The organism is Streptomyces sp. NBC_00683, from assembly GCF_036226745.1.
GTDB lineage: Bacteria > Actinomycetota > Actinomycetes > Streptomycetales > Streptomycetaceae > Streptomyces.
In genome coordinates this window covers 1,812,110-1,826,102 of the sequence record NZ_CP109013.1, presented here as the reverse complement: position 1 = coordinate 1,826,102, position 13,993 = coordinate 1,812,110, and the positions used below count along the sequence as shown (strand labels likewise).

General features: G+C 68.8%; 16 protein-coding genes. 10 read left to right on the top strand and 6 right to left on the bottom strand.

Annotated elements, in window-relative coordinates:
* Nucleotides 1-45: 45 nt before the first annotated feature.
* Together OG257_RS08070 and OG257_RS08065 are read right to left on the bottom strand one after the other, a co-directional pair.
* The gene (locus OG257_RS08070; protein ID WP_329206048.1) at nucleotides 46-942 is read right to left on the bottom strand and encodes a chitosanase; all 897 of its coding nucleotides are present in this window, start codon (nucleotides 940-942) and stop codon (nucleotides 46-48) included.
* A 173-nt stretch (nucleotides 943-1,115) separates the two neighbouring features.
* Entirely contained in the window at nucleotides 1,116-1,916 is an 801-nt protein-coding gene (locus OG257_RS08065; protein ID WP_329206046.1) for a chitosanase, read from the bottom strand.
* Between the two features lie 64 nt (nucleotides 1,917-1,980).
* Between OG257_RS08065 and OG257_RS08060 the strand changes: the two genes are divergently transcribed.
* Nucleotides 1,981-2,661: an alpha/beta fold hydrolase gene (locus OG257_RS08060; protein ID WP_329206045.1), complete on the top strand. Its 681-nt coding sequence runs from the start codon at nucleotides 1,981-1,983 to the stop codon at nucleotides 2,659-2,661.
* An 81-nt stretch (nucleotides 2,662-2,742) separates the two neighbouring features.
* Here the strand turns inward: OG257_RS08060 and OG257_RS08055 are convergent, their stop codons facing one another.
* A complete protein-coding gene (locus OG257_RS08055; RefSeq protein WP_329206043.1) occupies nucleotides 2,743-3,351 on the bottom strand; it encodes a TIGR03086 family metal-binding protein in 609 nt (202 codons plus the stop codon).
* Nucleotides 3,352-3,479: 128 nt separating this feature from the next.
* Between OG257_RS08055 and OG257_RS08050 the strand changes: the two genes are divergently transcribed.
* The 5 genes from OG257_RS08050 to OG257_RS08030 all read left to right on the top strand — a co-directional run bounded on the left by OG257_RS08050 (nucleotide 3,480) and on the right by OG257_RS08030 (nucleotide 7,877).
* Nucleotides 3,480-4,472 carry a fibronectin type III domain-containing protein gene (locus OG257_RS08050; RefSeq protein WP_329206042.1) on the top strand — a complete coding sequence of 331 codons (993 nt, stop codon included), beginning with the start codon at nucleotides 3,480-3,482 and terminating at the stop codon, nucleotides 4,470-4,472.
* Nucleotides 4,473-4,567: 95 nt separating this feature from the next.
* The gene (locus OG257_RS08045) at nucleotides 4,568-5,164 is read left to right on the top strand and encodes a QsdR family transcriptional regulator (RefSeq protein ID WP_329206040.1); all 597 of its coding nucleotides are present in this window, start codon (nucleotides 4,568-4,570) and stop codon (nucleotides 5,162-5,164) included.
* 106 nt (nucleotides 5,165-5,270) lie between these two features.
* Nucleotides 5,271-6,626, top strand: coding sequence for a hypothetical protein (locus OG257_RS08040; RefSeq protein WP_329206038.1), 1,356 nt, complete (start codon nucleotides 5,271-5,273; stop codon nucleotides 6,624-6,626).
* Nucleotides 6,627-6,828: 202 nt separating this feature from the next.
* A complete protein-coding gene (locus tag OG257_RS08035; protein ID WP_329206036.1) occupies nucleotides 6,829-7,251 on the top strand; it encodes a hypothetical protein in 423 nt (140 codons plus the stop codon).
* On the top strand, nucleotides 7,236-7,877 hold the full coding sequence (locus OG257_RS08030) for a hypothetical protein (RefSeq protein ID WP_329206034.1): 642 nt from the start codon (nucleotides 7,236-7,238) through the stop codon (nucleotides 7,875-7,877). The genes OG257_RS08035 and OG257_RS08030 overlap by 16 nt, the downstream gene beginning before the upstream one ends.
* 108 nt (nucleotides 7,878-7,985) lie before the next feature.
* Here the strand turns inward: OG257_RS08030 and OG257_RS08025 are convergent, their stop codons facing one another.
* Nucleotides 7,986-8,243, bottom strand: coding sequence for a hypothetical protein (locus OG257_RS08025; protein ID WP_329206032.1), 258 nt, complete (start codon nucleotides 8,241-8,243; stop codon nucleotides 7,986-7,988).
* Between the two features lie 273 nt (nucleotides 8,244-8,516).
* Here OG257_RS08025 and OG257_RS08020 point away from each other — a divergent pair, with 273 nt between their 5' ends.
* The 4 genes from OG257_RS08020 to OG257_RS08005 all read left to right on the top strand — a co-directional run bounded on the left by OG257_RS08020 (nucleotide 8,517) and on the right by OG257_RS08005 (nucleotide 11,381).
* Nucleotides 8,517-8,873 (top strand): hypothetical protein, encoded by a 357-nt coding sequence (locus OG257_RS08020; RefSeq protein WP_329206030.1) that lies wholly within the window; start codon nucleotides 8,517-8,519, stop codon nucleotides 8,871-8,873.
* 215 nt (nucleotides 8,874-9,088) lie between these two features.
* Nucleotides 9,089-9,547: a MarR family winged helix-turn-helix transcriptional regulator gene (locus OG257_RS08015; RefSeq protein WP_443054330.1), complete on the top strand. Its 459-nt coding sequence runs from the start codon at nucleotides 9,089-9,091 to the stop codon at nucleotides 9,545-9,547.
* A gap of 26 nt (nucleotides 9,548-9,573) precedes the next feature.
* A complete protein-coding gene (locus OG257_RS08010; RefSeq protein WP_329206028.1) occupies nucleotides 9,574-11,028 on the top strand; it encodes an MFS transporter in 1,455 nt (484 codons plus the stop codon).
* Between the two features lie 59 nt (nucleotides 11,029-11,087).
* Nucleotides 11,088-11,381, top strand: a complete 294-nt coding sequence (locus tag OG257_RS08005) for a DUF1330 domain-containing protein (protein WP_248966384.1) — start codon at nucleotides 11,088-11,090, stop codon at nucleotides 11,379-11,381.
* A 134-nt stretch (nucleotides 11,382-11,515) separates the two neighbouring features.
* Here the strand turns inward: OG257_RS08005 and OG257_RS08000 are convergent, their stop codons facing one another.
* The gene (locus tag OG257_RS08000; RefSeq protein ID WP_329206023.1) at nucleotides 11,516-12,043 is read right to left on the bottom strand and encodes a PH domain-containing protein; all 528 of its coding nucleotides are present in this window, start codon (nucleotides 12,041-12,043) and stop codon (nucleotides 11,516-11,518) included.
* A gap of 193 nt (nucleotides 12,044-12,236) precedes the next feature.
* Entirely contained in the window at nucleotides 12,237-13,856 is a 1,620-nt protein-coding gene (gene aceB, locus OG257_RS07995) for a malate synthase A (protein ID WP_329206022.1), read from the bottom strand.
* Nucleotides 13,857-13,993 lie beyond the last annotated feature (137 nt).

The window sequence follows — 13,993 nt, the reverse complement described above, 5'->3', positions numbered from 1 at the left end:
GGCCCCTTGCGGGAACCGCCGTACGCGCCATGGGTGTTGGCGGGGTCAGCCGATGTGGAAGCTGTCGCCGTACACGTGCCAGTCCAGCGGCGGATCCAGATTCAGATTGCCGTTCCGAAGGAACACCCGCTGGGCGGTGTCCACCCGGCTGGTGTCCGAGTGGGCCTCCTCCTGCTTCATCGCCCAGACCCGCGCGTCCAGGAAGGCGTCAAGGTAGGCCACCTCGTCGCCGCCCTGCGACGGCGGTCGTGCCTGCTCCAGAGCCATCCGGCGGATGGAGCCGAAGCTTGTGCTGTCACTGCCGCCGCCGTGCATGACGATGGCGTCGTAGTACGCGAACTGGCCGAGCGTGCCGAGGCCGTCGGACTTGCCCTGGCTCACGGCCGGATCGAAGTACACCCGGTCCCGCTCGTCGTTCTGGGCCTGTTCGAAGGCGGGGTCGGACGCTGCCTCGGCCCAGTCCCCGGTGAAGCCCGGGTCGAGCCCCTCGTGCGAGTCGGAGCCGTCCACCGCGCGCAGGGCGGGCAGGTACTTCGCGAGTACGTTGCCCGGCTTGCGCTCCGTGTAGAGCTCGACCAGACCGAGCATGTCGCCGGTGCCGGAGCAGAATCCGATGATGCCGGCGGTGTAGCCGCGGCCGTCTCCGATGTCCTCGATGTAGCCGTACTGGGCCTTCCAGTCCAGTGAGGAGTTCTCCGCGCTGGACACCAGTTGCATGGCGATGTCCTTCTTCGCGGGGTCGTCGAGCCCGGTCGCGGCGGCCTCCAGGTGATGCGCGGCCGACGGCGTGGGGGCGCCGGCCTGAGCGGTGAACGGAATCGCCGTGAGCGTCAGCCCGAGGGCCACTGCGGCGAGACCGAGGGGTCGGGTGAGGCGGGGGAGACGGGTTCGGCGGGTGAGACGGGTGGTGCGACGTGCGGTGCCATTGTGGGGGTAGTGCACCAGTCCTCCAAACGGGAGTTCGTCGTTCCGATGTTCTGTTAGGAAGCTTTCCTATCAGGTAGTTGAGCCTGCGGTACAGACCCCGGACACGGATGTGCGGGGCTCTTTTTCCGTACACGCAAGAGCCCCGCACTGCGTGCAGACACGCGGTACGGGGCCCGGAACGATTACGCTCAGTAGTCGATGTGGTAGCTCTCGCCGTACACCTTCCACCGCAGCGGCGATTCCAGCTGAAGCTTTCCTTCGCGTACGAACACGCGTTGGGCGGTCTCCACGCGGCTGGTGTCGCTGTGGGAGGGCTCCTTGCGGATCGCGGCCACCCGGGCATCGAGGAAGGCGTTGAGATAGGCCTCCTCGTCCCCTCCGGCGGAGGGTGGCTCGGCAGTCGCGAGGGCCTGGGCACGCATCGTGCGGAAGCCGACCGTGCCCTCCGCGTCCTCGTAACCGTGCATCACATAGGCGTCGTAGTAGATGAACTGGCCCAGGGCGCTGAGTCCGTCGGCCTCGCCCTGACCGACTGCGGGATCGAAGTAGGAGCGGTCACGCTCCGTGTTCTGTGCGGCCCGGAACGCCGGGTCGGACGCGGCCTTCGACCAGGCCTCGGTGAACGGGTCGCCGAGCCCAGCGTGCGAATCGCTGCCCTTCACCGCGCGCAGCGCCGGCAGGAAGCGTTCGAGCGTGTTTCCGGGGCGCGCCGCCCCGTAGCGTTCGACGACCTTCAGCATGTCGCCGGTGCCGGAGCAGAATCCGATGATGCCGGCGGTGTAGCCGCGGCCGTCGCCGATGTCCTCGATGTAGCCGTACTGGGCCTTCCAGTCCAGCGAGGAGTTCTCCGCGCTGGACACCAGCTGCATGGCGACGTCCTTCTTCGCGGGGTCGTCGAGCCCCTTCTCCGGGGCGTCGGCGTCCGGTCCGGAGCAGCCCGACAGGGCGAGGACCACGGCGACGGCGAGGGAGCTGCACAGGTGCTTCACGCGACAAGCCTGCCAGGCACGTGCCCGGGACCGGACCACGTCCTTCGGCTGTAGCGTTCGGGGCATGGAAGATCGGTCTGTTGTCGATGTCGGCGAAGTGCGGCTGGCGTACCGGACCTGGGGTGACCCCTTCGGCTCGCCGGTGGTGCTGCTGCACGGCCTCGGCGGCTCCGCCGCGAGCTGGGAGCCGGTGGCGCGGCTGCTCGGCGAGGAATGGCGGGTGTACGCACTCGACATGCGCGGACACGGCGAGAGCGACTGGCCCGACGCGTACGCGCTCGAGGAGATGCGGGACGACGTCCTCGGCTTCCTCAACGAGTGCGACCTCGACCGGGTGGGCGTCGTGGGCCACTCGATGGGCGGAGTCGTCGCCTACCTGCTCGCCGAGGAGTACGCGGACCGGGTCGAGCGGCTGGTGCTGGTGGAGACCCCGCCGCCGTTCCCGGGGCAGGCGCTGGACGGTCGCCCCACCGGACCGGTGGACTGCGACGAGAACGCCCTCCCGGCCGTCAGGGCGCAGATCGCCGCGCCCGACCCGCAGTGGGAGGAGGAGCTGGGACAGATCGTCGCACCGACACTGATGATCGCCGGCGGGCCGGAGAGCGGTATGCCGCAGGAGCGTCTGCCGGACATGGCCTCCCTCATCCCCGACTGCCGGCTGATCACGCTGGGCGGCGGGCACCAGGTGCACCAGCGGCACGCGGACGAGGTGGCCCAGCAGATCACCGAGTTCTTCACCAGCTGAGCGGCCCCGGACTCCCGCTTTCCGTCCCGGACTCCCGCCTGCGCCCCGAACTCCCGCTTGCGCCCCGGGCTCCCGCCTCCGTCAGTCGCCCGGCTTCCAGTCCGGCCGACGACCGCTCAGCGCGATCACGCGGTCGAGCAGCGGCGCGTCCTGCGCGACCGGGACAGGCGGGCCGAAGATCGCGTCCGGACCGGACCTGTCGTCGTCCCCGGGCGCCAGCAGCGCCTCCGACGAGCGCAGGCTCGCCTCGTCGGCCCGGAATTCCTGCCCGGTCGACCGGGCCAGGTCCCAGCCGTGCACGACCAGCTCGTTCGACACGACCATGGCGGCCACCGAGCCGGGCAGGTCCACCCCGCCGGCCTGGGTCATCCCCTCCCGGGCGGCCGGGTCGCGCCACGCCGCGACGAGCTCGTCCAGCAGGGGAGGCAGCGACTTCCGCCAGTCGTCGGGGAGGACCGGCAGACCCGAGGACGGTGAGGTGCCCGTCGTCGGCCCCAGGTCCTTGCGTGCCGCGTCGCGGAAGGCGACGGACAGTCCGAGAATGTGGGCGAGCAGGTCGCGGACCGAGTACTTCGGGCAGGGCGTGGGTCCGGAGAGCTGCCGGTCGTCGACGGAGCTGATCAGTTCGGCGATCTGTCCGGCCGCCGGTTCCAGATCGAGGTCGGGTGTGGTCCCGCTGAGCGTATCCATACTCCTCTGACTGCTCGGGCGCCCGGAACTCATCGCACTCATCGCAGGACATTGCGGAACGTTCTGATCCACGCCCTTGTGGACACCCCCACCTGCATGGCATACAGGTCTGGACCAATTGCCGCCGGATGGAAGGCATCACCGTGCAACGCCCCCACGCACGCACCGCGTTGGCCTGCTCCGCCACCCTGCTCCTCGCCTCTCTCACCGCCTGCGCGGGCGCCGCGGAAGCGGACACCCAGAAACCGACGGCACCCCAGGGGGTGACCGCGCAGGCGGGCAGCTCCACGTCCGTCCACGTCATGTGGGAGCAGGCCACGGACAACAAGAAGATCACCGGCTACGAGGTCTACCGCGAAGGGAAGAAGGCGGCATCCGTCCCGGCCACCAAGCAGATGACGGACATCGTCGGCCTGACCCCGGCCACCGCCTACACCTTCACCGTCCGCGCCCGTGACGGCGGCGGGAACCTGTCCGCGCCGAGCGCGGCCGTCCCCGTCACCACCCCCGCCCCCACCCCTGCCGACGAGGAGCCCCCGACCCGCCCGGTGAAGCTCCGCGGCACGGCCGACGGCAGCCGGACGGCCACCCTCTCCTGGGGCGGCTCCACGGACAACGTGGGCGTCACCGCGTACGACGTCTACCAGGAGGACGCCAGGATCCACACCGTGCCGGGCACGCAGACGACGGCCCGGCTCACCGGACTGCGCCCCGGCACCGTCTACACCTTCACCGTCCGGGCCAGGGACGCCGCCGACAGGTCCTCACCCGACAGCAACGCGCTCGACCTGACCACCGCCTCCGCCCCCGGTGCCCCCGCGAGCACGGCACCCACCGGGCTGCGGACCAGGACGACCGCCGGGAGCAAGGAGTTCCTGGTCGACCTCTCCTGGGACCAGCCGGACACCGGCGGCACGATCCCGGCGTACGAGCTGTACCTGAACGGGAAGCTGACCACCACGATCGTCTGGGGCGGCACCCCACCCGCAGGCCGAGCGACGTACCGGCTCACCCTCAGCGATCCGCCCGGCACGCGCTACTCGCTCAAGATCCGGCCGAAACTGCCCGACGGGACGTGGGGCGACTTCTCGGCCCAGCGCACGGTCGTGCTCACCGGCTGAAAAGGCACGGCCCGGGCGGGGGCCGCGCGCGGTAAAGTACCGGCCCCCGCCCCCGGGCCGCCCGGGGCGCCGGCCCAGGAGGAGGCGAGCCCGCCATGCCGGGTGCGGCACCTGCCCGACGCGTGGTGAGCCGGGGCCACGTCGTGCACAGCGCCTGCCGGTACTTCCTGCGGCACGGCACGGTGGACATGGACGCGCTCGCCCAGGACCTCGCGATCAGCCGGGCCACGCTCTACCGCGTGGTGGGCAGCCGGGACGGCCTCCTGGCCGACGTGCTGTGGCAACTGGCGGACCACCTGCTGGACCGGGCGCGGCGCCGGCGTACCAGCGCGGGCGTGGACGGAGTCCTGGAGATCACCCGGTACTTCGTCACGGCCCTGCGGCGGTCCGCCCCCTTTCGGGACTTCCTCCGTGCCGAGCCCGAGACCGCCCGGCGTCTGCTGACGGGCGGGGGCGTGCACCGGCAGGCCGTGCTGGCCCAGCGGGGCATCCTGCTGGAGGAGTCGGGGGAGAGCGGACCGCTCTGGCCCGCGTCGGGCATCGACGAGCTGGCCTACCTCTACGTCCGGGTGGTCGAATCCGCCCTGTACGCCGAGCTGCTGAGCAGCCGCAGGCTCGACCCCGCCCTGGCCGAACGCACTGCCCGTGCCGTACTCCACCAAACCCTCCGAACGGTGCCGGGCCGGATCTGAGACCGCTGTCTCACGCTCGCGGCGGCGACTGGTGGGCCGTCGGCGCCGGCCGTAGTTTCCGACTCCGACGGCGCAACGACCCCGCACACGCCACCCGGAGGAGATCATGACCGGTTCCTTACCGGCCCGGACCATCCTGCTCGCTGTGTTCCTGGCCATCGCAGGGACGCTCACCGCCCTGACGACCCCGACGCAGTCCGCGGCCGCACCGCGCACGACGCCCAACCCGGTGATCTTCGTCCACGGTCAGCAGGGCTCGGCGCAGCAATGGCAGTCCCAGGCCAAGCGGTTCTCCGGCAACGGCTACCGCGACGACCTGTTGTACGTCCACGAGTACGACACCTCCATCGCGACCGACGACCACGCGATCGCCGGTCTGGAGGCACTGGTCGACTCCGTCCGGGCACGCACCGGAGCGGCGCAGGTCGACATCCTGGCGCACTCGCGGGGCACGAGAGTCCTGCACGCGTACCTCTCGGTGCCGGAACGGGCGGCCGAGGTCGCCAAGTACGTTAATCTGGACGGCCGTACGGCAACCGCGCCTCCCGGCGGGGTGCCCACGCTCGCCATCTGGAGCAGCCTCCAGCCGAACGGATCGATCGGCGGAGCGGTCAACGTCCACGAGCCACAGGCGGGACACACGGAGAGCGCCACATCCGCCGAAAGCTTCGCGCACATCTACGAGTTCCTCCGCGGCAGACCACCGCTCACCACCCGTGTGCTGCCCGAACTGCCCGGCCTCGTGAAGATCGCCGGCCGCGTCGTGCACTTCCCGCAGAACACCGGGCTCCAGGGCCGCCTCGAGGTCTGGAGGCTGGACCCCGCCACCGGTGCACGTGCCGGCTACCTGCCGCAGCACATCGTGCGGGTGGGTGCCGACGGCGCCTTCGGCCCGCTCGGCGTCAACGGGCGCGGACACTACGAACTGGCCCTCATCCGCAGCGGCGAGCGCACCAGCCACTTCTACTTCGAACCGTTCGAACGGAGCGACCGCTTCGTACGGCTCCTCGTCTCCCCGCCCGGCGGTGTCGCGGACAACATGGACACCTGCCCCGGTCACACGGCACTCACCATCGTCCGCGCCCGCGAGTGGCGGTCGGGCACGGCGGACGACGACCGGCTCCGCATCGCCGGGACCGACGTACTCAACCCGGCCATCGCACCCCAACTGCGGCAGATCCTCGGTGTGTTCGCGTTCGACAAGGACTGCGACCGCGCGAGCCACCTCGACGCGCCCCTGCCGCCCTTCGACAAGGTCCCGTTCCTGACGGCCACCGACCTCTACCTCCCGGCCGACGCCCAGGCCGGCGGGACGATCCCCGTCACCCAGACGATGCGCGGGACCGGCGGGACGGACGAAACCATCACGGTGCCCAACTGGCCCTCGGACGAGCACGCGGTGTCGCTGCAGTTCAAGGACTACGCGGACACGCCGTCCGCCGAAGGCGCCGCACCGCGCTGAGCCGGAGACCGTACGCACGGCTGCGCTGCTCCCGGACCGGCCGGGGGCGGCGCAGCCTGTTTCCGGGCTGCGGCTCAGCGCGGTGATGCTCACCGACCCTCCTCTCGGAGATAATTCGGTCCCTCTGGGTGGCCAGGAGCGGGGGCTGAGGCCGGCCGACGTGGGGGAGAAGGGTCATCCGAGGACATCAGGCGAGGAAGGCATGAAGCGCAACGAGCGGGCAAGGCAGGTTCTTGGGCGATTCGGGGATGTGGTGTGGTTCAGGTCGCCGGTGGAGCGCCACCCCATCTATGGCTACCGTCAGGTCGCGTTCGTCGGGTGGCGTTTTGCCGAGCCCCACGAAGAGCTGAAGGAAGTATTTGAATCAGCAGTGCGGCAAGCATCGACGCAGGTCGAGTGGACCTTCAGGCCGGTGAGGAACTGGATGATCGTTCCCACTCGTCTGATTCAAGAGGCCGGACCGAACGCTCAACATTTCAACGAGGCGATGGATGCGATCCGGGAAAGCGACCAGGATTTCTGTGCAGCAACAGCTGTAGATCTCGAAGGGATTTTCCGGGTGTTGTCGGGCAATCCGGCAAGGGAGGGATCTCCTAGTGGAAAGAGCAAATGCCCGATCAAGTAGAAGTCTCTGAAGTGTCGCTGGCGCGCGAAATCTTTGGTCCGCTCGGGGGAATCGTAGAAATCGGGGCCGTAGTCGACGCAGGGGCAGGTGCAGCACTTGCTCGTATTTCAGTTGGCGACTTCACTGCTCGAAACAAGTCCGAGCTGACTCATATTCTGCGGACGGTGCAGGCGGTCGGAAATTTTCATCCCTCAACCATGAATCTCGTGGACGAGCTCGGCTGGCACGCTGATCACGAAATTACCGCTGCGTCCCTGTTGCTGTGGTCCCGTGGAATCGAAGAATTCTCGTCGCATCTTGGCAGTCCTCGATCGGTGCGGCGAATGGTCAGTGCAGGTGCCGACCTTCACCTCGTGCACTTCACTCACGCTTTGGTAGGAGCGGCTGTTGCCCTGGGGAAACCCGCCGCCGCATCGTCCGAACGGATTGTCGAGACAGTGCGTCGTGCTGCGAGACTGACTGGCACGGATGCGCCTGGGGCCCCCTGGGATGTCTACCGCATGTGGCGGGCTTCTCTGCTGCCCACGGTCCTGATGCCGGCATCGGGATCCCCGAATTCCGTAAAAATGGGCTACAGGTCGTTCGCTCACGCTCTTGAGCTGTCAACTACCGCGAAAGCGATTTGAATGGACTTGGTGGGCTCACCGGGACTGGATTTCTGGAAGCTGAAGATATTTGTCGCTTCGTCAACTTCAGCGCAGCAAGCTGGGGGCATCAGGAGTGGAGTGCATCGACTATGTGGAGAGCGAGTATTTTCGACCTTGATTAATCCAGTAAACGTGATCGAGCCCGGCAGGTTGCAGATCTACGAGGTTGAGCGTTCTAGCGACCTGGAGGGAGTCTGCATCGTCAGGTGCATCGGTGGAGTCGTTCGGCGTGGGCAGATCTTCGTGCCCGAGGGCATCACCGAGAAGTTGGCTACTGATGTTCACCTCACCATCGCCGAGATCGAATGGTATGGGAAAAATGTAGATTTCATCGATCCGCCGCATGCAGCCAGAGTCTATTTTTCCGGAGGGTCGGTGGGGAATTTGACCCGGGGATCGGTGCTGACTGGACCTGCTTCCTGACACTCGCGAGCAGCCACGGTCGACGGCCGGTGCGCGCTGTGCGGATTCCAGGCGACGGTCCGAGACCGCTTCTGGGGCGAGTCAACTCCGCCCCGGCGACAAGGTGATAGGTTTCGAACGTGTTCAATAACGATGGTGTGGTCGGTCGAACCGAGTGGCCGCTCTCCGGTGCGCCGTGACGAGAGGACCGCAGTGATGGGCCGTTCCAGCCGTCCCCGTACCGCCCGGACCGTGGCCCTCGTGTACGTCGTCGCCATGATCGTCGGCGGGTTGGTCATGGGGGTCCAGGGCTCCTCGCACGTCGGTCCGTTGCTGTTCTGGTTGTCGCAGCCCGGGCTGAACTTCCTGTACGTCTTCGTTCTCATGCCGCTCACCGCGGTGTTCGGCGACCTCGGTGGGGGTGGGGGCGACGCCGGTCCGTTCAGTCTGGCTCTCTCGTGCGGGCTCGGGGCGGTCGTGAATGTGCTGCTCGTCCGGGCCGTGGTGTGTCTCGGGCGCATGGTCGCCGCCGACCTGCCCGTATGCCGGAAGCGCCGTACCCCGGCGCGGTGACCGTCCCGGAACGTGCGCGGTCGGAAAGCCAACCAGTGCGTGCTGATCTGCCGCCCGCTCCCGAGTGGAGCTCGCGGGCGTCGTGTACGTGCTGCGAACCGGTGTCGCGTGGTCCCTGCGGAGACGGTGGGCCGAGATCGGCGTCCGGTCCTCCTGCATGCTGCCCCGCCGGGGAGATGCATAAAGGATTCATATAAATCTGTTATGCTTCAAGCATGAGCCGCCGAGACGCCGCGCACGGCGCTTCCGATGCCATCGGGTCAGCCCTCTACGGTCTGGCCACCAGGGCCGTGAGACGCCTTCCCCGCGACATGAGCCTGACGTCCGCCGCCACCTTGGCCACCCTGGACAAGACCGGCCCGCGCCGGATCACCGATCTGGCGGTGGCCGAGGGCGTCACCCAGCCCGCGATGACCGTCCTGGTCCGCGTGATGGAGGAATCCGGGCTGGTCGAGCGGAAGGGCGATCCGTCCGACAAGCGGGTCACGCTGGTGTGCCTGACCGAGGCGGGCGCGTCGTACGTCCGGACGCGACGCCAGGCGGGCGTCGACGCGTACGCGCGGTTGATCGACGAACTCACCGGTGACGAGGTCGAGGCCTTGGCGGCAGCCCTTCCGGCGCTGCAGCATCTGGCGGAGCTCGAAAGCAACGCCCGAGAGGAGTCGGACCGGTGACCGCGGCCCAGGCTCATGACCAGCCCATGAGCACTGCCCCGATACGTTCCGAGGCACGTCTGCTGGTCCCCGCCCTGGTGTTCATCGCCCTGGTCGTGGCGGCGGTCGCCAGCCTCGGGACGCCGCTCATCACCAGCGTGGCGACCACGTTCCACGTCTCCCTCGACAGCGCGCAGTGGACGCTGACCATCGCCCTGCTCAGCGGCGCCGTCGCCACACCCGTCCTCGGCCGGCTCGGAGCCGGTCCGCACCGGCGGGCCACGATTCTCGCCACGCTGGCGATCGTCGTCGTCGGCAGCGCGCTCACCGTGCTGCCGCTGCCGTTCGCCTGGCTGCTCATGGGCAGAGCGGCCCAAGGCGTCGGACTCGGTCTCACGGCGCTGATGATGGGCGTGGCCCGCGACCACCTTCCCGAGGAGCGCAGCGCGGCCACGATCGCCCTGATCTCAGTGGTCTCCATCATCGGAGCCGGCGTCGGCTACCCGCTGGCCGCGTTGCTCGCCGAGTTCGGCGGACTGCGGGCCGCCTACGGCCTCGGCCTGCTCGTCACCGCCATCGCCTTCGTGACCGCGTGGCGCTCCATGCCCGCAGCTCCCGAAGGCCGCTCCGCTCACGTGAACGTGGCCGGTGCGCTCGTCCTGGCGGGCGGATTGCTCCTCGTCCTGTTCCTGGCCGGCGAGAGGAGCCTGTGGAGCCGACACCTCGCCGTGGCGGTGACCCTTGCCGTCGCCGCCGTACTCCTGCTCTGCGTCTGGACCGTTTCCGAACTGCGAACCAAGACGCCCCTGGTCGACGTCCGGGCGGTACGGCACCCGGCGGTCGCCGGGGCGAACATCGCCATGTTCGTCGGCGGGAGCGGCATGTACCTCCTGCTCACGCTCATCACCCGCTACGCGCAGACGCCGCACAGCGCCGGCTACGGCTTCGGACTGACCACCTTCGTGGCGGGGCTGGTCCTCATCCCGTTCTCCGTCCTGGGGTTCGTCGCCGGCAAGCTCACGCCGTGGGTCCGCGAACGGATCGACGGCCCCTTGCTCCTGGCCGGCAGCGCCGCGATCGTCGGCGGCGGGTTCGTCCTGTTCGCCACCGCCCGGTCCAACCTGGCCGAACTGCTGGCGGCCATGGGCGTGCTGGGCTTCGGCGTCGGCAGCTTCTCGGCCGCCATGCCCGGCGTCATCCTGGCCGTCACCCCCAAGAGCGAGACGTCGAGCGCCATGAGCTTCAACTACGTCGTCCGCAGCGTCGGGTACTCCCTGGGCAGCGCCATCGGCGGTCTGGTCCTGGCCGCCGGCACCGCCACGGGCCGCCTCTTCCCGAACGACGACGCCTACACGACCGCGGCACTGGTCGGCGTCGCCGCGATGGCGATCACGACGATGGCCGGCCTCGCCCTCGCCCGTCGACGCTCACCCGAGACCAACCCGGTCACAGCCCCAGTCGGTGTGCCGGGCCCGGGCCGGTCGAGTCGAACCGGAAGCTGAGGATCGAAGCCGTCCGACTTCGAAGCTTCTGAGCATCAATTCCGAACACAGGAGGAACCGTGGTCAAAGGCTATTGGGTCAGCGCCTACCGCACCATCGCGGACCCCGAGAAGCTGGCTGCCTACAACAAGCTGGCTGGTCCAGCCGTCGAAGCCGCGGGCGGGCGGCTGCTCGCCCGCGGCAGCCGGGTCGTCGCACACGACGCCGGAATCGCCGAGCGCACAGTCCTGATCGAGTTCGACAGCTTCGAGCAGGCGGTCGCCGCACATGCGAGTGCGGCCTACCAGGAGGCGCTGGCCGCACTCGCTGACGGCGTCGAGCGCGACTTCCGCATCATCGAAGGCCTCGACTGACGATCGAGGCCGCATCGGCGACGAACACGAAGGCGACTACGGGAATCGTCACACCGGCAACGCCCCACCAATGCAATCCGACAAGATCGTGTGCCGAGCTCTACGGACCCGGACCGGCAACGCTCCAAAATGTGTTACGCGCTCTTGCCGCGGCCCCGGCCCAGGTCCCAGGGCACGTCGGTGTACTTTCCCGGGGCGAATCGCTCGACCGCATCAACGATCAGGTCGTGGTGAGCCGGCCTCAGTCGGCGCCAGAAGGAGTTTCCGAGCGAGTAGTAGGGCACAGCCGCCGTCTGCCCGCCTACGGTGTTCGGCTTCCCCGGGCGGGAGCCTGCCTTCACCACCAGGACCAGGACGGCCCCTTTCCTGCTGAACTGAACCTTGTCGACATCAGCCCACCGCACGGTCTCCGTACCGCCAGGCCGCACCTTGCTGATGCCCGTTGAATCGATGCGCAGGGACGGATGCCGCCACACGACCGCGAGCAGAGGCAGGCACACCAATCCCTGGATCACCGGTAGTCCCGCATATCCGCCGACGCCCGGTGCGCCCATGATCTCCATGTCATCACCCGCGACCAGCACGCAGATCACATAGATCAGCAGGGCTTCGAGGATCAACAGGCACAGCATCGCCGTGAGGATGAGGCCGAGGTAGGTCACGCCTCGGCGCGCCCGCTCAGCGGGGAGCAGTATCCCTTCACCGGCTGTACGGGAGGGTATGGACAAGGCGTTCCCTTCGTCAGGTTCCGGGCGACTGTACGTCGCCAAGGAAGATCGTGTTACGAGCTCCTGGCGGCATGGCACTGCCCCCGGTGCCGACGGCGCCGGGGGCAGTCGCGTATGCGGGAGGGGGTCAGCGCAGCTGCTCGTACGCCGGCAGTGTCAGGAAGTCCGCGTAGTCCTGGTCCAAGGAGACCTGGAGCAGCAGGTCGTGGGCCTGCTGCCACTTGCCCGCGGCGAACGCCTCGTCGCCGACTTCCGCGCGGATCGCGGCCAGTTCCTCGGCGGCGACCTTGCGGGCCAGGTCCGCGGTGGCGTGTTCGCCGTTCTCGAAGACCACGTCCGCGTTGATCCACTGCCAGATCTGCGAGCGCGAGATCTCCGCGGTGGCCGCGTCCTCCATCAGGTTGAAGATGGCGACCGCGCCCATTCCGCGCAGCCACGCCTCGATGTAGCGGATGCCGACCGCGACGGCGTTGTGCAGGCCGTCGTACGTGGGCTTCGCGTCCAGGGTGTCGATGGCGATCAGGTCGCCCGCCGCCACCGAGACGTCCTCGCGCAGCCGTTCCTTCTGGTTCGGCTTCTCGCCGAGCACCGCGTCGAACGAGGCCATCGCGATCGGGACGAGGTCGGGGTGTGCGACCCAGGAGCCGTCGAAGCCGTCGTTCGCCTCGCGGTCCTTGTCCGCCTTGACCTTCTCGAAGGCGACCTTGTTGACCTCGGCGTCGCGCCGGGAGGGGATGAACGCGGCCATGCCGCCGATGGCGTGCGCGCCGCGCTTGTGGCAGGTGCGGACCAGGAGTTCGGTGTAGGCGCGCATGAACGGGGCGGTCATCGTGACGAGGTTGCGGTCCGGCAGGACGAACTTCGAGCCGCCGTCGCGGAAGTTCTTGACGATGGAGAAGAGGTAGTCCCAACGGCCCGCGTTCAGCCCGGAGGCGTGGTCGCGCAGCTCGTAGAGGATCTCCTCCATCTCGTACGCGGCGGTGATCGTCTCGATCAGGACGGTCGCGCGGACCGTTCCCTGCGGGATGCCGACGTAGTCCTGGGCGAAGACGAAGATGTCGTTCCAGAGGCGGGCCTCCAGGTGCGACTCCGTCTTCGGGAGGTAGAAGTACGGGCCCTTGCCGAGGTCGATCAGCCGCTGCGCGTTGTGGAAGAAGTACAGGCCGAAGTCGACCAGCGCGCCGGGCACCGGGGTGCCGTCCAGCTGGAGGTGGCGCTCGTTCAGGTGCCAGCCGCGCGGGCGCGTGACGACGGTCGCGAGCTCCCCGGCGGGCTTGAGGGCGTACGACTTGCCGGACTTCGGGTCGGTGAAGTCGATGTTCCGGGTGTACGCGTCGATCAGGTTGAGCTGGCCGGTGATCACGTTCTCCCACGTGGGGGCGGACGCGTCCTCGAAGTCGGCGAGCCAGACCTTGGCGCCCGAGTTCAGGGCGTTGATGGTCATCTTGCGGTCGGTCGGACCGGTGATCTCCACCCGGCGGTCGTCGAGCGCGGCCGGGGCCGGCGCGACCTTCCAGGAGTCGTCCGCGCGGATCGCCGCCGTTTCCGGCAGGAAGTCCAGCGTGGAGGTGCGGGCGATCTCGGCGCGGCGCTCGCCACGGCGGGCGAGCAGCTCGTCACGCCGGGGCGTGAACTGCCGGTGCAGCTCCGCCACGAACGCGAGAGCCGCGTCGGTCAGGACCTCGTCCTGCCTCGGCAGGGGCTCGGCATCGACGATGGCCAGCGGGGACGGCGCTGGTGCGGACATGAGCTGTCACTCCTTCAGCGGGTGGTGCGGGCGGCGGCCCACAGCCGCCGGGTCGCCTGGGACGGCACTGCGTGCCATGGCTCCGGGATGCGGCCGTGGGTGCCGTCCGGGTGCGGAAGTGGTACTCCGCGCTTCTG